The following is a 21,735-nucleotide window of genomic DNA, read 5'->3' as shown; positions in this document are numbered from 1 at the left end:
CATTGCCGTTGGTGAAGGAGTAGGTTGGTCCCATGACACCCGCACATGCTCGGCCGTATACCCCAGGGGCGACCTATGAGGTCGGAAGACGCAATGCCTCTCCGTTGTTGCTCGTGGGGCTTGCGCTGATGTGGATGGTGGCAGGTGCTGTCTGCGGGCTGTATCTCCATGCGAGTTGGACCCTGATCCCGGTGGTGGTCGCAGTTGGGATTGGGGTGCTCTACTTGCGGGCTGCTGCCGGAGCTTACCTCCGCCGCCACCGGTAGTGAGATGATCGTGTCGCACAGCTCGTAGCGGAGGTTCTGCCCGCCGAGACGGTGATCCCCTCGAGGTTGGGTCGCTCGTCGGAGGCGCGAGGCTCGAGTTGTCCTGATTCGTCTGGTACGTCGCATTGATATGAGGGGTGGGCGACTGCTCGATGTCGAGAGACAAATACTTGGTGTGGAGTGACAAATAGATGTACCACTCGGCAACCCAAGGGCCTAGAAGCGAGAACCGACGATGAGGTAGTTGAGGCGCGCCAGTGAGTCTTGTCGTGGCGCTCAACACGATGCCAGTTCGCCAGCTTCTTGTGCGACCGCTTTGTTCACTCGCACTGTCTGGGTGCAGCGATAGTGCTCTCGACGCTCGTATCGTTGCCTGACAAGCACGAGCCCAGCGTCATGGATAGGTCATCACGGAATCGGAAGTTGGGCCGGGGGCACCACGACAGTCCCAAATGCTTCACCGGGAAGTAGAAACGTTCGATTGGTTCGCTCAAAGAGAACTGAGGTCGATCCTCCGTCCACGAGGGTAGCTATCCTCGGATCATATGTCCCTATCAGTGAATGATCACCCAAAATGCTTGAGCCACGAAAGTCGTCGCCTGCCCAGGACTCGGCCAGAGATCAGCGCGCTCTTGCGAGCGTGATTGCCCGATCCAGTCGGTGTCGAGGCCACGTCCTTGGGTGACTTGGAGTGGGGCCATCACGAGTACTGATGCCGGATCGCTTACACGGATGGTGACTGTCCACTTCTGATCAGGTGCTCTCCGAATATTCCAGTGTAAGTCCGATGGACATTATCGGTTCGCGCCCGCCCGAGTAGCGAACATCTCGCAGCCGACCGACGCGGTGCGAAGGTCCGTCAGGGTAAAGAGCACCTCGCCATCGTGCTCGCTTGGCACGGGCGTGCGATGCAGGAGGGCGGCCAAACTCCACCCCAATATGATCGCTATCGCCAAGAATACACCCAGCGTGATCCATGATCTCTTGGGGCTGCGGGATGCGAACACCTGACGAAAGTCTATGCGACTATGACAAGCCAAGCTAAGTATGGCCAGATCGCGAGGGCGAGAAGACGAGGCTGCAGAAATGTTTTTAAAATTCACACAAACGTCACTGCGCTGTGATATGGTGACATGATTAGGTACGAACATGAGTGAATGCGCATGTTTGTACCGGTACGGCGTGCCGCGATCGTAGGGGAGATCGGGTGCGCAGTGCGAGGTGTGCCAAAAGGGGGGCGTATGGTTGAGCAGCCGACGGAGATTTTGGATTGCAAGGGACTACAGTGCCCGTTACCCGTTATCAAGACGTCGCAGGCCATCAAGAAGTTACAACCGGGTGAGGTGCTTGAGCTTCTCGCGACTGATCCAGGGGTCGAGCCGGACATGAATGCGTGGACCTCTAGGACCGGTAATGAACTGCTGGGGATCACCAAAGAGGGCGATGTATTTCATGTTCTACTCAAACGGGGTGGATAGACCCTAGTTCTTTTCCAAAGACGGTTTCAGGTCAATTTGCGTGTTTGTGTCGCACGATAAGTGAGGGGGAGAGAAGATGTGGACCGGTGAGTTCGAGGGGAAAGTGCTCTATGTGCAGACGCACGGTGAGAACGATCCTGGTCGTTGTGCTACCCCATTCTTCCTGGCAGCGTCCGCCGCTGCGATGGAGGTGGAGGTGGGGATCTATTTCACGATGTACGGTCCTCAGCTCCTAAAGAAGACGGTAGTTGACAAGATTGGTCCAAAAGGCGACCGAGGTCAACGGCTCTCCTACTTTGTGAAACAGGCTACAGATCTTGGCGTGCGTCTTTGGGTCTGCCAACCCTCGCTCGATCTCAATGATCTTGCGATCGAGGAGTTGATCGATGGCGTGGAGATGATTGGCGGTGCCGCCTTCAACGATCTCGCCATGAACGCGGATGCGGTGGTGTCGTTCTAATGCCGGCAGCGACGCTCGACCCGTACATGAAGAGAGATCATGTAGCAGGGTATACCGATGTAGATCGTGGAGAGAAGGAACGGCTGATCGGGCAGGTCATGACCGATGCACGCTTTGGTGACTACCTCTATGGTTGTTACGAGTGTGGAATCTGCGTTGCTGCCTGTCCTTCTGCACGGTTCTACGACTTCTCACCACGCCGGATTGCCCAAGCGGCAGCCCGACGTGATATCGACCTGATGTTCCAGCAGATGCAGGAGGACATCTGGGAGTGTTCACAGTGTTTTTCCTGTCTGCGATGCCCAAGGGGCAATAACCCAGGGGGGGTCATAACCATTATGCGTGAAGTTGCGGTCAAGGAGGGTCTCCACTCTGCCAAGGATGCCCTCGCTGGGTACTCCCGAATCATTTACAAGATCATGTCGACAGGAACTCAGGTCTCCCCTGACATGCTCCAACCTGATGCATTCCCCGACTGGGGCCCTGAAGTCAAGGATGTCTCAGAGAACCTCGATCTATGGCGCAGAATGCTCCCTCCTGAGACGATGCACACCACAACGACGGGCTGGAAAGTAGCTGATAGAACGCTTGTAGAGCTCTACGTTATCTGGTTAGAGACAGGGGCATTGGACATGATTGCACAGGTAGATCAAGGAATCCACATGATTCTTGAAGAGATTATGGAAGAGAAGTTAGAGGAAGAAGGGATAGAGATATGAGTGATGGTGCGGTCTCGGTAATTCTTGGCAAGAAGGAGAAGTTTGAACGGGGTCCGGATCGTCGTTCAGAGGATTTTCATGAGCGTCTCTTCGAGTTGGAAGCGGAGGGTGAGCTTGTCGTACAGCGGATTACCGGCGACTTTGTGGAGGTTCCCACCAAGTACGGGGTCATCAAGAAAATTCAAAAGGCGAACCTTTGGCATCACAAGTCATGTGGGCAGTGCGGTCACATTCCGGGCTACTCGACCTCGATCTTTTGGTTGATGCGCAAGCTCGGTTATGATTACATCGACCCGGAGGATCAAACCTCCTGTACCGCCTGGAATTACTATGCGTCGGCTACCTCGAACCAAGCGGCCCAGGCAGCGGTGGCAGTGAGGAATTTTGCGGCGGCCTATGAGACGGGCAACTTCCCACTGATCCATTGTGGCACCTCGTACGGTCATTACAAGGAGGTTCGGGCAGAGCTGCTCCACGATGGGGCGCTCCGCCAGCAGGTGACCAAGGTGCTCCATCGGCTCGGCAAACAGTTGGTACTGCCAGAGGAGATCATTCATTATTCAGAGTGGCTCTATGCGGTGCGTGATGAGATCAGTGCGCGGGCCGTGCGCGACGTCTCTGGCATCGCGGTGACGGTGCACCCCGCATGTCATTACTACAAACTTGTCGAAGGAGATGCGATCTTCGATCCCGATGTCTATCACGGTCAGCGGACGGCCGCAGTGAGTGGGCTCGTACTAGCGCTGGGGGCTGATTTACGGAGTTACTCCACCTTCTTTGATTGCTGTGGGTTTGGCTTTCGCCATATCCTCGTGCAGCGTGACTTCACCCGCTCCTTTGCAACGCTGAGGAAGATCGAAGTGATGAAGGAAGAGGCCGATCCTGATGTGGTCTTGACCCATGATACCGGTTGCGTGACGGCGCTTGACAAGAGCCAGTTTGCGGCGCAGGCGCATGAGCGCAACGTCGGCGTCCCGGTCATGAGCGAGGCCCAGTTCGCCGCGCTAGCGATGGGTGCGCACCCGTTCAAAGTGGCGCAGCTGCATTGGCACTCGACGAACTATCGTCCACTGCTCGAAAAGATGGGTATTGACTGGGAGGCGGCTTGGGCTGAGTTTCAAGCGGATGCCAAGCGGCTTCAGAGTGGGGGACAAGAGTTCCTCACCTGGGCAGATGTTGACGCATAGGGAACGGGGCAGGTAACGATGCAAGAACGATTGGTCGTCATAGGTGGTGGTCCAGCTGGGATCTCGGCGGCGATCGCCGCGGCTGAGCTGGGAGCACCAGTGACCGTGATAGAGAAGAATGCATATCTTGGTGGTCGTCCGATTGAGGAGAACTATGCGTCGCTGACGCCGTACCTTGAGAGCGCGGAGGAGGTGATGGGCAGACTCATCACACAACTGACATCCTTTGAGAATGTCGAGATCCTCACGAGCTCCAAGGTGGTGGGGGTGTCGGGTGACCATGCTCCCTTCGCGCTCGATGTCCTGACGGGTTCTACGACCTCCAAGGTGCAAGCTGGCTCCGTCGTCATTGCCACTGGGTTCACCCATTTTGATCCCGGTCGTGAGACACAGCTCTACGGTTACTACGAGTTCCCTGACGTCATTGCCCTTCAGGATCTTGAGGCGATGTTGAAAGAGGGTGCGGTGACGCGACCCTCCAATGGCGAGACTCCGCAACGGATTTGTTTCGTCCAGTGCGTGGGTTCGCGTGATCGACAGATCGGAAACGAGTACTGTTCAAAGGTCTGCTGCGGCGTCGCCTCGAAGGAGGCTACGGAGATCAAGTTGTTGATTCCTTCGGCTGAGGTCTTTATCTTCTACATCGACATGCGTATGTATGGATATTGGGAAAACCAGATCTACTGGCCTGCCCAGGAGAAGCATCACGTGCAGTATGTGAAGGGAATTATCACCGAGGTACTCCCTAAGGATGGCAAACTTCTTGTGCGAGGCGAGGACACCACGATGGGCCGTCCAATGGAGGTTCTGATGGATCTCGTCGTGCTCTCCGTCGGCATGGAGGCCTCCCCTGGAACGCGGCAGATGGCAGCACTTCTTGGCGTCAAGCAAAATAAGTACGGCTTCATTGAGGCCGCTCACTCTCCCCTCGACACGGTATCGACGTCGGTAGCGGGCATCTACGCGGTGGGGGCCGCCCTTGGGCCGAGTGATCTAGAGGATTGCGCCTCCAGTGGTGGTTTGGCGGCCGCGAAGGCGGTTCGAGACCTCCACGCCTTGGCCTAGGTGGTACCAGATGATGACCCAGACCCAACTGGCCGATCTCGAAGCCGCGCAGGAGTTTTCGACAGCGATTGCGCTTCAGGTGGCGAAGTCCACCCAGGTGTCGTTGGTGGAGAAGTTGGCGGAACGTAGGCAGAGAGCGGTCGCGCTGATCGATCGACTGGATGAAGGCCCAGAGATCTTCTCGCAGTTGTGCGGATTCATCTTTGGTGTGCGCCGTCATCGCAGAGAACTCATGGCCCAGGCGGACCTTGCGGTGCTCATCGACGGAATAGAACTCGCCAAGAAAGGGGAAGACCCGCTAGTGGTCTTTACCACGATTGGAGGGTGTGGCTACGAAGACCAGGGACTTCTGCGGGACTTGACCTCCGAAGTGCTCCATATCGTCGATCCGTTGACCCATCCGCTGTGGCGTCGGTGGGTCCTCGATCCCGAGCAGGAGACGGGTGCGCTCGCCCTGATCGTCGAGGATCCCGTTGTCTTATACGGGATCGATGACGCCAAGACCTACGCACAGGTACGTTTTGCCTCAGAGTATCTTCGCCAGACCCTGAGTGCGGCCTCCCTCCTGCCGGTATCGGCCGAGCAGAGTCCGTACGGTCTTGATGTCTTTCTTGCAGGGGTCTATGGCATCTATTCATCCACGGTGATCAAAATGCGGATGACCAAGGAGTTCAACAGCCTCCTCCCCGATCTGGGTGAGTTTATGGGGCGTATTCTCGGGGTGAAGGGAGAGGTTGATGCCAATAGGGGGTACTAAGCAACCCGCCGGAGTGTCCGAATTAGACGAAGCTATTGTCACGTCGTCACTCTCTGGAAGAGAGTGGGACGTCTCAGGTTCGTCCTCAAGGATGCTCCATTCGCGGGTATTGACCGACTATAGCGCGGCAGGCTTTGCAAAGATCGCTGCGCTCGAGGGTGGCAACTCCCTCGAATACTGTTTCGGCTGTGGCAAGTGTGTTCCGGTGTGTCCGGTCGATCTGGTGTCGGAGTATGGTCCCCGCAAGATTCACCGGGCCGTCCAGACAGGCCTTGATCTCTTCAAATCTGATGAGCTTTGGAAGTGTACCACCTGCGGCAACTGTCTTCGCGTCTGCCCCAAAGAGGTGAACATGATCGAGGTAATGCCAGCCGTACGTGAGGTTGCGATGGTCGAGGGGACCATCCCTGACGAACTCCAACAGGTGATGGAGAAGACGTTTCGCTATGGGAATGCCTTAGGCGAGAATCCGCGTCGAAGACACGCGTGGACCAAGGGCGCTGGAGTAGAGGTACGCGTGTTGGCAAGTGACCCAAGTCCTGTCGATGTGTTGTTCTATGTGGAGGACTACTGGAGCTTCCATCCCAGGGGCCAACAGGCTGCGCAAGCCTTTGCACGCATCATGACCAGCTTGAATGTCGATTTTGCTATCTTGGGCGCCGAGGAGAAGACGTTGGGAGACTCGCAGCGACTGGCGGGCGAGAAGGGTCTCTTTGAGTCCTTGATGGAGGAGGTGGTCGATGTGCTCGCGAAGTATCAGTTCAACCGTATCGTCACCCCAGATCCACATGGGTTCAATGCCTTGAAGAAGATCTATCCAAAGTATGGACACACCTTCGAGGCCTTTCACTACTCGCAGCTGCTGGCCCCTCTTCTCGATCAGATTGACTTTGCGGGAAGCCTTGATGCCACCGTTACCTTCCATGATCCGTGTTATCTAGGACGGCACAATGGGGAGTATGAGGCACCGCGCAAGATCATCGAGGCAATACCCGGTGTCAAACTGCTCGAGATGGGAAGGTGCCGGGAGAACTCATACTGCTGTGGCGGAGGGGGAGGTGGCATGTGGCTCGATGGATTCAATGCAAATCAGCTCTCGGAGCGACTCTCCGAACGACGGGTGAGGGAGGCGGCGGCAACCGGTGCCGACATTCTCGCGGTCGCATGTCCCTACGAGGTATCCAGATTTGAGGATGCGGCAAAATCGACGGGTAACGAAGGGCTACGAGTGATGGATATAGCCGAGATGGTAGATATCGCGATGCGAGGAGAGGATTGGAGGAGTTGAGATGCAGATCGTCGTTGCCATGCGGCAGTTAGCGGACCTTGTTGAGGAGTTGGAGGTCAACGATGCAGGGACTGATATCGACCGCGAGTTTGTCAAGTTCGTCTCCAATGAGTGGGATGAGGCTGCCCTCGAGGAGGCGTTGACGTTAAAGGATACGTTAGGGGCGTCGGTGACCGTCGTTGCCCTCGATGAGCCAGACGTTGATCAAACGCTCTATGCGGCGTTGGCCAAGGGGGCTGATCGAGTGGTCAAGTTAACGGGGAATGATCCGGATGGCTGGGTTCGTTCACGCGAACGTGCCCAACGCCTCGCCTCCTTCCTCGCTGGCGAGCCATTTGATCTGGTCCTCACTGGGGTACAGGCTGCCGATGACTTAGATGGTCAGCTCGCCGGTATCCTCGGCTCCCTGCTGGAGGTTCCTCACGCGGCGGTGGTGGTTGGCGTCGAGGGGTCTGACACCAAAGTCAGGGTAACCCAAGAGATGGGCGGTGGACTCCTGGGGGTGAGCGAACTCGATTTACCAGCGGTGCTCGGCATCCAAGCCGCCAAGCAGACACCAAGGTATGCGCCTATCTCAAGAATTCGCCAGGCGATGCAGACGGGCGAGATCGCTGAACACGAGGTCGAAGTCGGCGACACTACTGCTCAAGTGAAGGTCCGCCGGCTCTATCCCCCTGAGTCGACGGGAGCCGGAGCGACCATGCTCAAGGGTTCCCCCAAGGAAGTGGCAGCGGAGATCATTGAGATTATCAAGTCCAAGGGTCTTGTATAGTCCCGGAGGTGTGAAAGGAAGGTCCGATGTCGGTTGATGTGTTGGTTATAGCTGAGGCGGTAGCAGGGGAGGTCCCCGATGTTACCTATGAGCTGTTAGGAAAGGGCCGCGAGCTCAGCGATGGCTTCTCGGGTGAGCTGGCGCTCGCGCTCGCTGGTGAGCCCTCTGGCCAAGATCTTTTTGGGGTGGCTGATGTGCTCTTCTCGATGCGTGGCATGGAGGCCGCGTACTGTGCGCCGCAGTGGGAGGTGGCGCTTGGGGAGGTCATCCGCAGCGCCAACCCGAAGGTCGTTTTGGTCAGTACCGGTACGGTGGGGATCGACCTGGCTGGTGCCTTGGCAACCCAATTAGGCGGTGTGCTCGCCTCGTACGTCACAAACGCGGTGCTGGAGGGGGGTTCGCTGGTGGTTACCTCGCAGCTCTATGGCGGCAAGTTGATGTCGGAGGTGGAGATCGATGCCTTCCCGGCGGTGCTCTCGGTGGTCCCGGGTTCGTTTGGCTCGGATGCTGGGCGAGTGGCCGGTGAGCCAAGACGTGAAGTGGTCGATGTCGGTGGGGCACTAGTGAGTGCGAAAGGTGTTGCGATTGAGCTTCGCGAGCCCGACAGCAGTGGTGTGGACATCACCGCTGCACCGCTTCTCGTGTCGGTTGGGCGGGGCATTGGCTCCAAGGAGAATGTTGAACTGGTGGCAGAGTTGGCCGAGGCGTTGAAGGCACCACTCTCTGCCTCACGTCCGGTGATCGACCAGGGTTGGTTGCCAAAGCCCCACCAGGTCGGTAAGTCAGGCAAGAAGGTCAAGCCGACGGTCTATCTCGCCTTTGGAATCTCGGGGGCACCCGAACATCTTGAGGGGATGCGCAGCGCCGATGTCATCATCGCCTGCAACACCGACGCAAAAGCACCGATCTTTGAGGTTGCCCACTACGGCACTACCTTGGATCTCTTCGACCTCGTTCCGGAATTGACTGATCAAGTCGGAGGCTGAGGGTGCTGGTTGGGGTCATCGAGACGAGGAAGATTTTCGGGGGCGAGACCGAGACGGCGAAGATGGTGTTCTATCTTCTCGCCGTCGTCGTCTTGGCGATCTTCTTTACCGGCTTCTTCAAGCGGGTCATCGAATATAACCACGGAAGGCGCTCAGCGTCCTTCTCCTGGTTGCGGCGACGCGATGCCAGAGATATCCCGGAGGTGTCAGAGCGTCCAAAGTTCGCGAGTTCCTTGGTCACCATCGCTGCGAACAAGACGGTCACCAAGTCGAAGAGAAAGGTTGGGGTGAGCCATCTCCTGCTGTTTTGGGGATTCATCGGGCTCTTTCTTGCAACCTCGATTCTGAGCCTTGATTACGATATCCTTGGCAATGCTTCCCGGTTCATCACCGGACATACCTACAGCTTCTTTCAGGGTCCGTTCTATCTAGGCTACAACGCCGTCTTTGACCTGGCTGGTTTAGCGGCGCTGGTGGGAACTATTCTGCTCACCTATCGGCGTTGGTTCTCGCGCGAGACTGCGCTCGACTACACGCGGGCACAACGTCCAGAGGGAGGGTACTCCAGGGCCAAGATCGTGATCGGCGATCAGGTCTTTGTAGTGGGTCTCCTGCTAATCCTTCTCACCGGGATCCTCATTCAGGGATTGCGCATCGATGGTGAGGGTTTTCCGAGTTTTGAGCGCTGGACCTGGCTGGGTTATCTGGTTGGTAAGGGGCTGGTCTCGCTCGGTGTCGGCTCGGCCGGTGCTCGGGCGATTCATGCCTGGTTGTGGTGGGTCCATGTCGGGATGGCTCTTGCATTTGTTGCCTATATTCCCTGGTCAAAGGCGTGGCATATGTTGGCTTCCCCGACCAATCTCGCCGTCAGGGATCTCGCAACGACGAGGCGTATTCCCGCGCCACCAGAGGGTAAGACCGGCTACTCCTCCATCGATGATTTTACGCCACGGGAGTTATTGGGCTTTGATTCTTGCACCAAGTGCGGGCGCTGTCACGCTGTCTGTCCTGCGCGAACGGCTGGTGCCCCGCTCTCACCCCGTGATTTTATTCTTGACCTTCGCCAGTGGGTCGACCGCAGTCGGCATATCCCTCTTCTACTCGATACCGAAACTCGCCCGGTGGCGTCGGGTCCACTGGTGGGTGATGGGCAACTCGCTGGGGACGTGATCGTTGACAAGACGCTTTGGTCCTGTACCACGTGTATGGCCTGTGTTGAGATCTGCCCAGTTGGTATCGAACACGTGCCAACCATCGTACAGCTCAGACGCTCGTTGGTTGATCGGGGAGAGATGGAGCCGACGCTACAGTCGGCGTTGCAGAATATTGCGACCCAGGGCAACTCCTTTGGTAAGAGCGCTCGAATGCGTGCACGCTGGACCAAGGGGTTGGACTTCCCCATCGTCGATGCACGCAAAGAGCATGTTGAGTATCTGTGGTTCTTGGGTGATTTTGCCTCCTTTGATGAGCGCCTGATGAGTATCTCGCAGACGCTTGCCAAGGTGCTCAATGCGAGTGGGGTCTCGTTCGGGATTCTCTTCGATGACGAGCGTAACGCCGGCAACGATGTACGCCGGGTAGGCGAGGAGGGGCTCTTCGAGATGCTTGTTGAACAGAATATGGCGGCCTTCTCCAAAGCCTCGTTTGATAAGATCTTCACGACCGATCCTCATACCTTCAACACGCTTCGCAATGAGTATCCGTCCTTTGGGCTTGACAAGCCCGTACTCCACTACTCTGAGCTACTCGCTATCCTCATGTTCACCGAGGAGGTTGCTCCGCGCAGCTTAGGACGCAGGGTGACCTATCACGATCCCTGCTATCTGGGTCGGTACAATCGTATCTTTGATACACCGAGGGCGGTGATCGCTGGACTTGGTTGTGAGCTTGTCGAGATGCCACGTCATGGAGCGAACTCCTTCTGTTGTGGGGCCGGGGGTGGAAGAATCTGGATGGATGATTCGTACCTGGAGGAACGGCCGTCGGTCAACCGAATCAAGGAGGCTCAGGGGCTTGGGGTTGACTACTTCGTCGTTGCCTGTCCCAAGGATTACGCGATGTTCTCTGATGCGGTCAAGACGGTAGGGATTGAGGACTCGCTGAAGGTGATCGACATCGTTGAACTCTTCGCAGAGGCGACCGAGGCGACCGAACTGGTGGATGTCTAATGGAGTGTCCGACCTGTGAGGAGGAAAATCTCGGATATGAGAGTCTTCATCGACACCTGATTGCCCGTCATCCAGAACTCGTCGCCATCGCGGCAAAAGGGAGTCGACCCTCGTACCGGGTCAGCTGCCCGCTCTGTGAGGAGGCCTATGTGCAGGCGATCAAACGTGGACACCCCGAGGATGGTTTCATTGAGGAGTACGAAGCAGATATCAGGCTGGTGGGGATGGATATCCTTGTTCAACATCTGATTGGTGAACATCCCAGTGAAGTTGGTTATCATCGAGAAGAGGAGAGAGATGAGTAAGGAAAACGGATGCGAGCTCCCAGAGGATCTGTACTATCTGATCGAGAAGCATGTTTGGGCACGCCCCGATGGTGATGAGGTAGTGATTGGACTCACCGATGTGGCGCAGAATCTCGCGAAGACGATTATCTCGGTATCCTTGAAGGCCGCGGGTAAGCCAATCAAGAAGGGCCGCAGTCTCGCCACCGTCGAGAGTGGCAAGTGGGTCGGTCCTGTGCCCTGTCCTGTTGAGGGTGAGGTGCTCGTGGTTAATGAACGCCTGGTGGGGACTCCAGGACTTTTGAACTCGGATCCGTATGGTGAGGGTTGGGTTGCGAGAGTTGCCCCGAGTAATTGGGAGGGTGACCTCGCTGAACTTGCGACTGGCATCGAGGGGGTACAACGCTACAAGGCGTTCCTCGATGATCAAGGAATTGCGTGTAGCGACGGTTAGCGATGGAGACGTGGGCCGGGTGCGCTATCCCTACCGATCGCTACTATGACCTCGATGCCGATGTCTGGGTGAAGGTCGAGGGAGGGCTTGCCCGGGTGGGGATGACCGACGTTGCCCAAACGCGGATGGGCCGGTTGGTGCAGTTGAGTTGGAAGCCGGTAGGACGGAACGTGGCGCGTGGACGGCCGTTGACGGTGTTAGAGAGCGCCAAGTGGGTGGGTCCCTTGATCTCACCGTTGACCGGGGTGATCCGGGAGAATAATCGGGTCGCCTTTGATGCCGATGTTGCCGTGGCCAACAGAGACCCCTATGAGGTTGGCTGGCTCTACCTGATTGAATACTCCACCAATGAGGAGTTGGAGGGGTTGGTCGATGGTCCAGAAGCGTTCGAGCACTATCGCGAGATGATCGAGCGCGAGGGAATTCAGTGCTTTCGATGTACTGAGTAGAAAGGAAAAGGGGGATTCGGCGTGACTAATGATGAGACCAAGAAGATGGCGATGATCTGCTGGAGCAATGACTTGGATCGGGTATGGCCGGTGTTGATATTGGCGACGACTGCTGCAGCTTCGGGACTAGAGGTGGATGTGTTTTTCACCTTCTGGGGCCTCCGGGTGCTACAGAAGAACAGTATCAGAGTGACGGGTAGCAACTGGATGCAGAAGGCGGAGTCGCTCGTCGATGCGGGTGGGACCGATCGGCTGCGGTTGGGCAAGATCAACTTTGCTGGGGTCGGCACGAAGATGATCAAGACTCTCGCAACCGATCACAAGGTCGCTTCTCCAACGGAGCTGCTTGAGATGGCACTCGATCTGGAGGTTCGACTGCACCCCTGTCAGATGACCATGGATCTCTACGGACTGAGCAAGGATGATTTCATCGACGGAATCCAACCCCCGATCGGTGCAGCGAGTTTTATTAACATGGCGGCTGAGGCTGACATCAGTATGTTCATATGAGGCAGAAATTGACCCTTTCGTGTTGATCTATGTCGATTCGGACGACAGCGTCGCTCGCATGAGTGTCGAGCGTGCAAGGCGACAGAGCAATAGTGAGCTCACATCCGATCCGGTTGCTGCGGAGGTGCTGCTTCTTCCATTGGTGGAGGAGGCCGATCTAGCGAGGATCACCCAGGTGCGCGCGCAGAATCCCCGTGCTACCCTCATCGCCCATACGATGGTTCAGGACCAGGATCTCTGGGTTGCTGCCGAGCGAGCTGGCGCGGACAGAATCGAGAACTCTGGTGGGCTGGGAGTCTTGCTCCGGCGTCTTGTGAAGGAGTTCGAGTCGGGGTCGCAACGTCCGCGGTTGGTCCCGCTGTGTTCGGTCGCTGACGTAGCGGGTCGTCTGGGCATCCTGGCCTGTGTTGAACACGAACTCGGTGAGTTGATTTTGATCAAAGGCCAGGGCAAGCCGGTCTGCTTGGTGGGTCCCTGCCCTCATGCTGGCAGCCCCTTGGGGGGTGCGGTGATCGAGGATGGCGTCATGACCTGCCCCCAACACGGTAGCCAGTTCGCCATTGACACCGGGGAGCGAATGAGAGGACCCGCGGATGAGGGGCTTCAGCAGCTACGCGTGGTAGAAGAAGCCGGCAAGTACTGGGTCGTGGCAGCGTTACCTGGCGTCTAGCCTTGCACGCCATCGAGAATCATAGCAGATTAGGCCTGGCGGAGTCGAGAGACCTTTGCAGTCGGGAGTGGCTCTTCGTCGGTGGCGATGAGTCGTTGTTTTCGGTCAATCTCGTCATGCATCACTTCGCGGAGCGTCGTGATCGCGGTGAGGATCTGGGGATGGGAGAGGGAGTAGGTCACCGAGGTCCCTTCTCGGGTCGCATTGACGAGTCCGCGGTCCCTGAGGACGGTGAGATGTTGGGAGATGTTGGTCTGCGGTGAACCTATCTCCTCCACGAGGTTGGAGACGGTGCGTGGTCGCTCCCCAAGAAGGGTGAGGATCAGAAGCCGCTTAGGATCATTCAGCGCTTTGCACATGATTGAAACAAGGAGCTCGTACTCGTCCTTTAGTTCCTCGCTGTTGGTCATTGACTCTAGGCTAGTTGTCGAGAGGGGCGCACGATGCCTTGCAAAGTGGCCCGGGGTCATACGTCAGCCATTGGTAGCAAATAGGTCCCACGGTTGGGTTGTTGACGACATCATTGTCGCGTTAATCTCACACCAGCGGGCCAAGCCCTGATGGTTTGTTTGTGGGAAGACTATCGCTTGTGTCGGTACTACTCCATCGCGCGATGTCAGCGCCGCACTTCGGCTGCAATTTGTGCAAGCGGTCGCATGAGATCCTCCGACGAGAGGCCAGGTGCATCCTCGACGATTTGGGCATAGAGGTGGTTCCATCTGTCACCAATGAGTAGATCCAGCTGTTCCCCGATGAGTGCTGTTGCCATCTTGAGTGGAGCATCGAGAGGATAGACCGTAAAGTCACCCTCAAGTGAAGCATCGAGAATCTCTTGGCCGTTGAGGAAAAGTACCCATCTGATGAGTCCTCCCGCAGCCTTGTAGACCGCGTGATGCATGGTGACATTATCTTGAATAGTGAGGCCTGCGATTCGCCGACCTCCGCCATCATTGGTCCACTGTGCATTCGCTAGCACCTGTTCGGTGGTGATCAGCTGAGTACGCTCAGTCGCCGTCGGTGATTCCGACGGCATGATCGGGCGTTTGAGGAGACGAGCCACCTTGGTGAGGTAGGTTGCAAGTACTCGATCAGGTTCGGGAGGGTGTTCGAGCTCGCGAGCGATACACGTCACGTACTCCTGCAGATTTTGGTAGAGCTTGTCGCGCATCTTTTCGGTATCAACGTGGAGAACGGAGGCCATCGTCTTGAGATCGATGTCAAACATGAAACTCGAGACAAGTACCTCAGCGTTGCCGATACGTGCAGCACCGCATCCGCCGATTTTATGACCGTTGACGTGGATGTCATTAATGGGACGCATCTCTGCAGCGATACCCAACTCTTGGTATGTCTCAACAATTGGTTCAATAAAGAGTCGGTAGCGTGCCTCGATTGAGTGGGGAAGCGAGTTTGGTGCGAATATCCATTGCACAAAGACTTGGTTCGCATCTAAGTAGACGGCTCCGCCCCCGACTTGGCGCCGAATTACCTCAAGCCCAAGATCGTCTACTGTTCCAAGATCAAGCTCGCGTTGTGCATCTTGATGATAGCCAATGCAGATGTAGGGCTTAGTCGGTCGAACAAGACAGATCGTATCGGGAGTGTCCTGTGTAAAGGCCTCCGCGATCGCATGATAGATCGCTTGTGACTCAAGTGGAGAGGCGGAAAATGCCTGAATGATGCGGATTGGGGTCGGGTTCTTCATCGAGTCGAGTCTAGCAGTACATACCTCGCAGAATTTGTAGCGTTTGTGGCAAACTCCTCAACCGTTTGGAGTGGTGTCAGCTGGCTGTTGTACTAGTTTGTCTTACAATGCGGGCTTCGGTGAAGAGAAGTATTCCACTGCACTGACTTCGCTAGAAATGCAGAGATCGCCACGGCCACGAACCACGTTCATGGGTGGGTGCTAGCTTTGTTATGAAGGGACTGGTTCTGACAGATTGGGCAGATGATCCATCAGTAAATGGGTGCTCGGAACGCCAAAGCTCGGTGGACGCCCTCCAGTGCGGAAGTACATCTCCTTAAAGGCGAGTTTCATCCCGTATGAAGCATGTCCAAGGTTGAAGATACTGGTTTTCCCTCCGAACCACACGTTTGAGTAGATGTAGAACCCCTTGTGGTCGCCGGTGTCACCGAAGCAAAGAATCTCAGGATGGTACTCCTTGCCGGGTTTTGGAGCTTTTGGTGCACCCACTTCGATAGCAATCTGGCGTGCTACAATCTCAGCTTGCTGGTGCCCAATACTTCCGAGCTTTGGCACGGTAATGGCTGCAGCATCACCGATCGCAAAGATCTCAGGGTGTAGTGGGTTACGCATCCACTTGTCCGTGTGGACAAAGCCGAGTTCATCAGTGATTGGAAGTTCGCGGAGGAATTCGTGGGGGACCCAGTCGGGGATAATGATTTTAAGCTCAGCTTCTACGCTGGTCCCGTTCGTAAACTCGATGCCATCGGCCGTTATCTCTTGAATGTCCTGGGTTTGGTTCACGTACCCCATGCCCATATCACCGGCCATCTTGAGGAAGGGACGAACGATCGGAGCGCCAGCGTCGTCTGCGATCATCTCGCCCGGAGTAAACAGGGTAATTTTGTGGCCATCTCCGAGCTTCTTCTCACTCAACCAGTTCGCCATGGTGAGGGCGAGCTCGAGTGGTGGACCTTCGCAAGCCGCGTCTGCTGTTGGTAGCCAGTCTGGCCTGTTCTCTTGACCCTGATGGAAACGGGCTGAGCCAATCGCAATGGGTCCACCTTTATAGTTATTGAGCTTACGGCGCAACTTATTGCCATAGTAGGTACTGGATACCGTATCGCCAAACTCACCAAATCCGGTGATCTTGTCGTAGGCCAAGCGACTTCCAAGTGCTATCACGAGATAGTCGTAGGCGACGGTCTCGGTCGCTGATCCAAGACGATCGTTCGGCACCACGTGGACCAGCTTGGCGTCGGGATCGACGGCGGTTACCTCGGCATTAAGGAAGACGTTCCCGTCCTTGGAGTGGACCTTTGGTGTGTCCATCAACATGCTCTCGAGTGGATCTCGATCTGCAAATACCTCCATTTGGATGTTGGGTACAAAGGTTAAGTAGGGATTTCGGTCGATGACGACGAGATCGATGGATTCGCCCGCATGGTGACGCAGAAAGCGGGCGGCCGTCAAGCCTGCAAAACTACTACCGAGTATCACGACTGTTGGTTTGGCATTATTCATCTTCGGGGCCTCCCTCGACATGGTCCTACCGCACACCAGCGGACCATTAGGGCAATAGCACTGCTCTCAATTAAGCCTAGTGGGATTCATGATGCCTCACGTATCTGTCTCATCGCGATTGATGATCGTAGCCATAGCTTTGTGTAAAACATACGCTTTGGTAGATGGGGACAGTGAGTTTTCTCTAGGGATATTGCGTGTTGCTTTCTCGAAGCAATGCGGTTGCGAGATCGGGTGGAACCGCTAGGAGCAATGACGAGGTGCGAGATGCAGGTGATTTGTACGACGCTCCCAGCGACAGTTACTCCCGGAATCACTCCTTGAACCGCGCTGCCTAGACGTATTTTCAAATCCCTACCTACGGTAGGTAGGTAGGTAGGTAGGTAGTTAGGCCGCCGACCTGAGATGGAGTACTTCTGGAGGCACTTTGGGCTAGTGCATTCGAGGTTGGGGTCAGATGTGTTGGGGGGAGCGGGTTTGAGTCCGGCTTTCAGTTGTGCGGGGTGTTCGGAACCTGTGGACCGGTACTTAACCCTCGGCGATTGGGATTTGCTGCGATTGGGCAGTGTCGACTGATCGTTGGGCGAGCGCGACGAGACCAGCGACGATCAACAGGCCGGCCGAGACCGCAAGCCCCATGGTCAGGCCCGATGACCCCTCGGAGATAGCTCCTGTGAGTACCGGGCCGATGATTTGACCCATGGCAAACACTACGGTGAGTGTGGCGATTGCCGGTGTCCAATGGTGTGGTGGAAGCGAGCGTCGAGTTACTGATGTGACGGCCGTCACTACGGCCAGGAAGGAACCTCCGAACAGGATAGCCGATGCCATCGTGAAAGGTATGGAACGGGAGATGAGCGGTAGGAGCGCACCGGCGGCAAGTGTCGCCAGGATTACGGCAAGGCCATGAGCTCGAGGTAACCTCGAGATTGGCCGAACCCAGAAGAAGGCTCCGATGATCGAGGCGGCACCGAGGAGACCCCAGAAGATAACGATCTCGGTTGCCCCAGCCCCACCATCGTGCAGGAAGGCAACGATAAAGGTCATGTAGGCGATGTAGCCGACGCCAAACAAGCCATACGAACTGAGTATCGCTACAAAATGGCGCGCTGGCCAACGGCGATCGTGGTGTGGCTGGGGTGGTGGTTCGTGTGTCATCCTCGTCGCCCGCCAGGAGGGAATCAATGCAGCGAGTCCGATGACGCCAAGGAGTATCCAACCCCAACGCCAACCGGTTGTTGGTGAAAGATACGCCAGCAATACTGGGATGGATAGGCCTGAGACCACAATTCCAGCACCGCCTCCTGCAAAGTAGATACCAAGCAGAAGCGCTGGCTTATGGGTGACTTGACCGGCGGCAAGCTGGGCAACGAGCCCAGCGCCAGTGATGAAGGCGATGGCTCCAGTGACTCCAGCGAGCGCTCGCAGCATGAGCAAAATCGCAGTGTCAGCACTTGCGGCCGTGAGCAGTAGTGATACCACCGTGATGCCGAGTGCAGCCAAAAATGATCGGCGGGTTCCGAAACGACGGGCAAGTGACGCAGAGGCGATCGCACCTACTAGATAGCCGACGGCGTTTGCACTGTTCATGGCCCCAGCTGTGCTGAGCGACCAAGACAGTTCTGCACGCATCGACGGCAATAGCAGTGCGTAGGCAAAGCGAGCCAGGCCAAGCACGACCGCTGGGCCAAGGGCTAGGCCGAGCACGATGGTAACCGTTCTGTCTCTCGCGCCTTCGTTTCCTGATCGGGTGTCGTCAGTTGATGAGGCGCTCATGTGTTGAGCTTGACATTCGTGTGGCACTGGATGAGAACCCGAGCTACCTCCCGAGCATCCAGTGCGGCGGCGCGATCGTCGTCGACGAGCACTCGTGCATTGGCACCGTCAATGAGTAGCATGAGTTGCGCTGCAAGACGGTTCGGGTGCTCAAGACCCGCATCGGTCCCAAGTTGAGCGAGGTAATCGCGCATCCAGTGTTTATGCTGACGTACGACGTCCCTCGCGGGATGTGGGGTACGAACCACCTCCGCTGCGGCGTTGACAAAGGCACAGCCGCGCCATCCTTCCGTCGAATGCCAGTTTGCCAGCCAATCAAAGACAGCCAAGATCTGCTCGGTGGGTTCTTCGGCATTTGAACGAACCCACTGATCCAGCGAGGCGACGCGTTGACAGTGACGATACTCAAGGGCGGCAACGAGAAGAGCGTCCTTCGACGGGAAGTGAACGTATAACGTCGGCCGTGAGACCCCTGAGCGTTGCAGGATTTTGTCAATATTGGTTGTGCTAAAACCATTGGCATAAAACAGCTCTGATGCCGCTTCGATGAGACGACTCTTGGTTTCCTGGGATGAGATCACTTGTGTATACTAACTGGTCAGTTAATATTCTGCGCGCTCTGGGGTGCCACTTCTGTCGTGTCGATGTTCGAATTGCTGGCTGCTAGTCCTGTTCCTCCTAGTGCTGGCACTCCTGCATGATCGTCTCATCACCGAGGCGCTCCCGCCGTCTGCGTCCGCTCCGTCTCTCTGGATTGTTCTGGACCGGCTGGAGTAGGGGCCGCTGCACTCTTGGATCTGGCACACTCCACGCCACTCGCCTTTGGTCATTCGGCTGCGCCAATTGAGCCACTGTCAGTGCTTGCTGCAACGATCCTCTGGGGGTTCGATGCTTGGTGGTTGGTGGTCGCAATCGCCATCCTTGGCAGGTACCTCCTCAAGGGAGGGATCCTCTACGGACAGCGACGGTGGGGGTTCACCTTCCCTGTCGGGGCGATGACTGTGGCAACGATCGGACTCGGGCAGGCTTGGTCACTCCCAGTCGTGGGTGACATCGGCTTTGGCCTATTTGTACTACTCGTGGTGATGTGACTCGTCGTGACTGGGTTTACAGTTGGATCGTTGATCATGGGAAGATCAATGTCGGCAGCATCATCGTCATCTCAGCAGGCAACATCGAATTGAAGTGCTTTCCGGGTCGATCGCCGTCTGGACCGAGACGACCGATTCAAACGTTGGCGCTGTGGTCCAACTCGTATCCGCAGGATTGTCAGAGACTCTTGCTCTCCACGCACTCCTCATTGATGTCACACCTGATATGTGAGGCGAACCATGGTGGTGACAGGACTCATTGATTAAAGTGCGAAGTCAAGGGAGCAAGGCAGGACCTTCTGGTTGGAATGAGTTACAGCAAACATGTGAGGGAAACCGCCCGAGTTTGGGTTGCTTTGTGCCCACAGAGAATGGAGCTGGGAACGAGTCGGGAATATCGAGCTGCTATACCCGGTTGGGTATTATATGTCATAGACAAAGATAACAGGGAGTTTCCAATGGTAAAGGTCGTGATTCACCTATTTCATGGTGATCCGGATTCGCTCAGCGCAGGATCCCACGTCGCAGAGCGTATCCGTCAGGTGGCAGGCGAGCAGGGTGCCGAGCTAGAGGTGTATTGCTTTGGACCAGCCCAAGATGCCCTAATCGCGATAGACGGCGATCCGGTGAAAGCTGCATACAACACCCAGATTGACGAGTTAATTGCAGCGGGTGTTCCTGTCGGTGCATGCCTCAACGCCGCGCAGGCGGCGGGAGCTGAACAGACATTGTCGGACCGAGGCATCAACCTCCAATATGCTAGAGACGCTTTCGTACGTTTTGTACTCGAGGGTGCGACCGTCATCGGGTTCTGATTCCATGGAATCAACGACTCACGACGAAGGGCCAATTTCCCATGATGATATCGAGCGAAAGTTTTGGCATCTGCCCGCCTGGCTCCAGGGTTCTCAGATCCCTAGCTTTGAAGTCATTGACACTCGTTCGGCTCAAGGGAGGCTCGATCCCGTTCCCAAGCTGGTGAGCCTCACCGATCTAGTTCTTTTCCATGGTCATGCTTGCGATGGATTGCTCCGTGGGGTCTGGGCGATGCGTGCCCTCGCTGATGTAGTGTTTCCCGATCAGCCCTTTGACCGGAGCGACCTCTTGGTCGTCTCTAAGAATTCGCCATGCCTTGGAGACCTTGCCGCCTACCTCACCGGTGCTAGAGCACGATTTGGAACCCATCGGCTCGATGACACGTTAGGAGTGGGATTCTTAGTCCAATCGCTCTCCACTGGTGAGGCCTGGGAAGTGCGCGAGGAACGGGGATTTTTCCCAGAACTCATCGCCAAATGGGAGGCGATGTTGCTCCGTGACGAACTCACTTCGGATGAAAAGGCTGAGCTCCTTGCAGTTCACGAGGCAGCCCAATGGGATTGGGTGCGCAGGGCGCTCCTACCGAGTTCCCCGAGCGAGCATTACCATGTCAAGCACCTCGATCAATTGAGCCCTCCTCCTCCAATCCATGAAGCAAGGAGGACCGACACGGTCAACCGAACGGTCGCTCCGCCCAGAGTCGTTACCACCCGTTACGAACCTGATCTTGATAGCGATGTCCCTGTGGATCCTCTTCCCGAGGCTTGGGTCCGGCGTTACAACGATGGCCCGCAGTTGTTGTCATAGGGGCTTCTGCAACTCGATGAGCCGGAGAGTGGAGCTCATCTCTGAGGGACCTTCCAGGTGGACAACGTTGCTTCTTTGACGATGCTGTGCGAGCGGGAAAGCGGGAATATGCCCAAATCGCAACCCAAAAGGGGAGCCCACCAGGTGTAAGGTAAATGCGCTTGAGGCGTCACCAAGAACCTGATGGCTCTTTCCTCATACTGCACTCGTTCGCCGTAGACACGGCACGGTCCAAGGACTTGAGGGAATTGCACAATGATTGACGCCTACGGCTCTTGGCGCTTGCGTTGGAATTATCGAGCCAAGATGCTCATGAACCAGCGCTCCCTCTAGCTAGCTCTTCGCCCCGAACAAAGAGACATGCGGAGTCGGAGGAGAGTTCACTAGGACTCTGCTGAACAACCCACCCCCAAAATGAGGAGAAAATGAGAGGGGACATCTCGGGGTGCTTGAAGGGTTTTCCCAGCTCAAGTAGACTCTTTTCATGTTAGGAACTGAATCTCCCCAGGCCCATCTCACCGCTA

24 protein-coding genes are annotated in these 21,735 nt (G+C 56.4%); 19 read left to right on the top strand and 5 right to left on the bottom strand.

Annotation, left to right across the window (positions count from 1 at the left end):
- Positions 1-32 precede the first annotated feature (32 nt).
- The 16 genes from M7439_RS06250 to M7439_RS06175 all read left to right on the top strand — a co-directional run bounded on the left by M7439_RS06250 (position 33) and on the right by M7439_RS06175 (position 13,513).
- Positions 33-266 (top strand): hypothetical protein, encoded by a 234-nt coding sequence (locus M7439_RS06250; protein ID WP_298345096.1) that lies wholly within the window; start codon positions 33-35, stop codon positions 264-266.
- Between the two features lie 1,157 nt (positions 267-1,423).
- The gene (locus M7439_RS06245; RefSeq protein WP_298345093.1) at positions 1,424-1,744 is read left to right on the top strand and encodes a sulfurtransferase TusA family protein; all 321 of its coding nucleotides are present in this window, start codon (positions 1,424-1,426) and stop codon (positions 1,742-1,744) included.
- Positions 1,745-1,820: 76 nt separating this feature from the next.
- Positions 1,821-2,204 carry a DsrE/DsrF/DrsH-like family protein gene (locus M7439_RS06240; RefSeq protein ID WP_298345090.1) on the top strand — a complete coding sequence of 128 codons (384 nt, stop codon included), beginning with the start codon at positions 1,821-1,823 and terminating at the stop codon, positions 2,202-2,204.
- 26 nt (positions 2,205-2,230) lie between these two features.
- Positions 2,231-2,923, top strand: coding sequence for a 4Fe-4S dicluster domain-containing protein (locus M7439_RS06235; protein WP_298345085.1), 693 nt, complete (start codon positions 2,231-2,233; stop codon positions 2,921-2,923).
- A complete protein-coding gene (locus M7439_RS06230) occupies positions 2,920-4,110 on the top strand; it encodes a heterodisulfide reductase-related iron-sulfur binding cluster (protein ID WP_298345080.1) in 1,191 nt (396 codons plus the stop codon). The genes M7439_RS06235 and M7439_RS06230 overlap by 4 nt, the downstream gene beginning before the upstream one ends.
- 18 nt (positions 4,111-4,128) lie before the next feature.
- Positions 4,129-5,175 carry an FAD-dependent oxidoreductase gene (locus tag M7439_RS06225; RefSeq protein WP_298345076.1) on the top strand — a complete coding sequence of 349 codons (1,047 nt, stop codon included), beginning with the start codon at positions 4,129-4,131 and terminating at the stop codon, positions 5,173-5,175.
- Positions 5,176-5,185: 10 nt separating this feature from the next.
- Complete coding sequence (locus M7439_RS06220) at positions 5,186-5,932, top strand: hypothetical protein (protein WP_298345073.1); 747 nt, start codon at positions 5,186-5,188, stop codon at positions 5,930-5,932.
- Positions 5,913-7,220, top strand: a complete 1,308-nt coding sequence (locus tag M7439_RS06215) for a (Fe-S)-binding protein (RefSeq protein ID WP_298345070.1) — start codon at positions 5,913-5,915, stop codon at positions 7,218-7,220. Before M7439_RS06220 ends, M7439_RS06215 begins: the two co-directional genes overlap by 20 nt.
- A gap of 1 nt (position 7,221) precedes the next feature.
- Positions 7,222-7,992, top strand: coding sequence for an electron transfer flavoprotein subunit beta/FixA family protein (locus tag M7439_RS06210; RefSeq protein ID WP_298345067.1), 771 nt, complete (start codon positions 7,222-7,224; stop codon positions 7,990-7,992).
- A gap of 26 nt (positions 7,993-8,018) precedes the next feature.
- A complete protein-coding gene (locus M7439_RS06205; protein ID WP_298345064.1) occupies positions 8,019-8,978 on the top strand; it encodes an electron transfer flavoprotein subunit alpha/FixB family protein in 960 nt (319 codons plus the stop codon).
- 2 nt (positions 8,979-8,980) lie between these two features.
- Positions 8,981-11,146, top strand: a complete 2,166-nt coding sequence (locus tag M7439_RS06200; RefSeq protein ID WP_298345061.1) for a (Fe-S)-binding protein — start codon at positions 8,981-8,983, stop codon at positions 11,144-11,146.
- Positions 11,146-11,451, top strand: coding sequence for a hypothetical protein (locus M7439_RS06195; RefSeq protein ID WP_298345059.1), 306 nt, complete (start codon positions 11,146-11,148; stop codon positions 11,449-11,451). The genes M7439_RS06200 and M7439_RS06195 overlap by 1 nt, the downstream gene beginning before the upstream one ends.
- Positions 11,444-11,884, top strand: coding sequence for a glycine cleavage system protein GcvH (gene gcvH, locus M7439_RS06190; RefSeq protein WP_298345057.1), 441 nt, complete (start codon positions 11,444-11,446; stop codon positions 11,882-11,884). The genes M7439_RS06195 and gcvH overlap by 8 nt, the downstream gene beginning before the upstream one ends.
- 2 nt (positions 11,885-11,886) lie before the next feature.
- Complete coding sequence (locus M7439_RS06185; RefSeq protein WP_298345053.1) at positions 11,887-12,333, top strand: glycine cleavage system protein H; 447 nt, start codon at positions 11,887-11,889, stop codon at positions 12,331-12,333.
- A 21-nt stretch (positions 12,334-12,354) separates the two neighbouring features.
- The gene (locus M7439_RS06180) at positions 12,355-12,843 is read left to right on the top strand and encodes a DsrE/DsrF/DrsH-like family protein (protein WP_298345050.1); all 489 of its coding nucleotides are present in this window, start codon (positions 12,355-12,357) and stop codon (positions 12,841-12,843) included.
- Between the two features lie 58 nt (positions 12,844-12,901).
- Entirely contained in the window at positions 12,902-13,513 is a 612-nt protein-coding gene (locus M7439_RS06175) for a Rieske (2Fe-2S) protein (RefSeq protein ID WP_298345047.1), read from the top strand.
- 29 nt (positions 13,514-13,542) lie between these two features.
- Here M7439_RS06175 and M7439_RS06170 read toward each other — a convergent pair whose 3' ends face one another.
- The 5 genes from M7439_RS06170 to M7439_RS06150 form a co-directional block, all read right to left on the bottom strand.
- Complete coding sequence (locus tag M7439_RS06170) at positions 13,543-13,923, bottom strand: helix-turn-helix transcriptional regulator (RefSeq protein WP_298345044.1); 381 nt, start codon at positions 13,921-13,923, stop codon at positions 13,543-13,545.
- Positions 13,924-14,129: 206 nt separating this feature from the next.
- Positions 14,130-15,218: a biotin/lipoate A/B protein ligase family protein gene (locus tag M7439_RS06165; RefSeq protein WP_298345041.1), complete on the bottom strand. Its 1,089-nt coding sequence runs from the start codon at positions 15,216-15,218 to the stop codon at positions 14,130-14,132.
- 210 nt (positions 15,219-15,428) lie between these two features.
- The gene (locus M7439_RS06160; protein WP_298345038.1) at positions 15,429-16,721 is read right to left on the bottom strand and encodes an NAD(P)/FAD-dependent oxidoreductase; all 1,293 of its coding nucleotides are present in this window, start codon (positions 16,719-16,721) and stop codon (positions 15,429-15,431) included.
- 528 nt (positions 16,722-17,249) lie between these two features.
- Positions 17,250-18,497: a YbfB/YjiJ family MFS transporter gene (locus M7439_RS06155; RefSeq protein ID WP_298345035.1), complete on the bottom strand. Its 1,248-nt coding sequence runs from the start codon at positions 18,495-18,497 to the stop codon at positions 17,250-17,252.
- On the bottom strand, positions 18,494-19,078 hold the full coding sequence (locus M7439_RS06150) for a TetR/AcrR family transcriptional regulator (RefSeq protein ID WP_298345032.1): 585 nt from the start codon (positions 19,076-19,078) through the stop codon (positions 18,494-18,496). Before M7439_RS06150 ends, M7439_RS06155 begins: the two co-directional genes overlap by 4 nt.
- 168 nt (positions 19,079-19,246) lie before the next feature.
- Between M7439_RS06150 and M7439_RS06145 the strand changes: the two genes are divergently transcribed.
- From M7439_RS06145 to M7439_RS06135, 3 genes are all read left to right on the top strand, one after another.
- Entirely contained in the window at positions 19,247-19,588 is a 342-nt protein-coding gene (locus tag M7439_RS06145; protein WP_298345132.1) for a hypothetical protein, read from the top strand.
- Between the two features lie 458 nt (positions 19,589-20,046).
- Positions 20,047-20,403, top strand: coding sequence for a hypothetical protein (locus tag M7439_RS06140; protein ID WP_298345029.1), 357 nt, complete (start codon positions 20,047-20,049; stop codon positions 20,401-20,403).
- A gap of 4 nt (positions 20,404-20,407) precedes the next feature.
- Positions 20,408-21,211, top strand: a complete 804-nt coding sequence (locus M7439_RS06135; RefSeq protein WP_298345026.1) for a formylmethanofuran dehydrogenase subunit E family protein — start codon at positions 20,408-20,410, stop codon at positions 21,209-21,211.
- The last annotated feature ends 524 nt before the right edge of the window (positions 21,212-21,735 follow it).

Source organism: Ferrimicrobium sp. (genome assembly GCF_027319265.1).
Classification (GTDB): domain Bacteria; phylum Actinomycetota; class Acidimicrobiia; order Acidimicrobiales; family Acidimicrobiaceae; genus Ferrimicrobium.
This window is presented reverse-complemented; position numbering and strand designations above follow the sequence as displayed.

Excerpts from the sequence above, each read along its gene's own strand:
- M7439_RS06215 (WP_298345070.1), top strand. The coding sequence starts at position 5,913 with ATGCCAATAGGGGGTACTAAGCAACCCGCCGGAGTGTCCGAATTAGAC.
- M7439_RS06160 (WP_298345038.1), bottom strand. The coding sequence starts at position 16,721 with ATGAATAATGCCAAACCAACAGTCGTGATACTCGGTAGTAGTTTTGCA.
- M7439_RS06210 (WP_298345067.1), top strand. The coding sequence starts at position 7,222 with ATGCAGATCGTCGTTGCCATGCGGCAGTTAGCGGACCTTGTTGAGGAG.
- M7439_RS06170 (WP_298345044.1), bottom strand. The coding sequence starts at position 13,923 with ATGACCAACAGCGAGGAACTAAAGGACGAGTACGAGCTCCTTGTTTCA.
- M7439_RS06185 (WP_298345053.1), top strand. The coding sequence starts at position 11,887 with ATGGAGACGTGGGCCGGGTGCGCTATCCCTACCGATCGCTACTATGAC.
- M7439_RS06245 (WP_298345093.1), top strand. The coding sequence starts at position 1,424 with ATGCGCATGTTTGTACCGGTACGGCGTGCCGCGATCGTAGGGGAGATC.
- M7439_RS06240 (WP_298345090.1), top strand. The coding sequence starts at position 1,821 with ATGTGGACCGGTGAGTTCGAGGGGAAAGTGCTCTATGTGCAGACGCAC.
- M7439_RS06230 (WP_298345080.1), top strand. The coding sequence starts at position 2,920 with ATGAGTGATGGTGCGGTCTCGGTAATTCTTGGCAAGAAGGAGAAGTTT.
- M7439_RS06155 (WP_298345035.1), bottom strand. The coding sequence starts at position 18,497 with ATGAGCGCCTCATCAACTGACGACACCCGATCAGGAAACGAAGGCGCG.
- M7439_RS06235 (WP_298345085.1), top strand. The coding sequence starts at position 2,231 with ATGAAGAGAGATCATGTAGCAGGGTATACCGATGTAGATCGTGGAGAG.
- M7439_RS06195 (WP_298345059.1), top strand. The coding sequence starts at position 11,146 with ATGGAGTGTCCGACCTGTGAGGAGGAAAATCTCGGATATGAGAGTCTT.
- M7439_RS06140 (WP_298345029.1), top strand. The coding sequence starts at position 20,047 with ATGGTAAAGGTCGTGATTCACCTATTTCATGGTGATCCGGATTCGCTC.
- M7439_RS06220 (WP_298345073.1), top strand. The coding sequence starts at position 5,186 with ATGATGACCCAGACCCAACTGGCCGATCTCGAAGCCGCGCAGGAGTTT.
- gcvH (WP_298345057.1), top strand. The coding sequence starts at position 11,444 with ATGAGTAAGGAAAACGGATGCGAGCTCCCAGAGGATCTGTACTATCTG.
- M7439_RS06205 (WP_298345064.1), top strand. The coding sequence starts at position 8,019 with ATGTCGGTTGATGTGTTGGTTATAGCTGAGGCGGTAGCAGGGGAGGTC.
- M7439_RS06225 (WP_298345076.1), top strand. The coding sequence starts at position 4,129 with ATGCAAGAACGATTGGTCGTCATAGGTGGTGGTCCAGCTGGGATCTCG.
- M7439_RS06250 (WP_298345096.1), top strand. The coding sequence starts at position 33 with ATGACACCCGCACATGCTCGGCCGTATACCCCAGGGGCGACCTATGAG.
- M7439_RS06175 (WP_298345047.1), top strand. The coding sequence starts at position 12,902 with ATGAGTGTCGAGCGTGCAAGGCGACAGAGCAATAGTGAGCTCACATCC.
- M7439_RS06135 (WP_298345026.1), top strand. The coding sequence starts at position 20,408 with ATGGAATCAACGACTCACGACGAAGGGCCAATTTCCCATGATGATATC.
- M7439_RS06165 (WP_298345041.1), bottom strand. The coding sequence starts at position 15,218 with ATGAAGAACCCGACCCCAATCCGCATCATTCAGGCATTTTCCGCCTCT.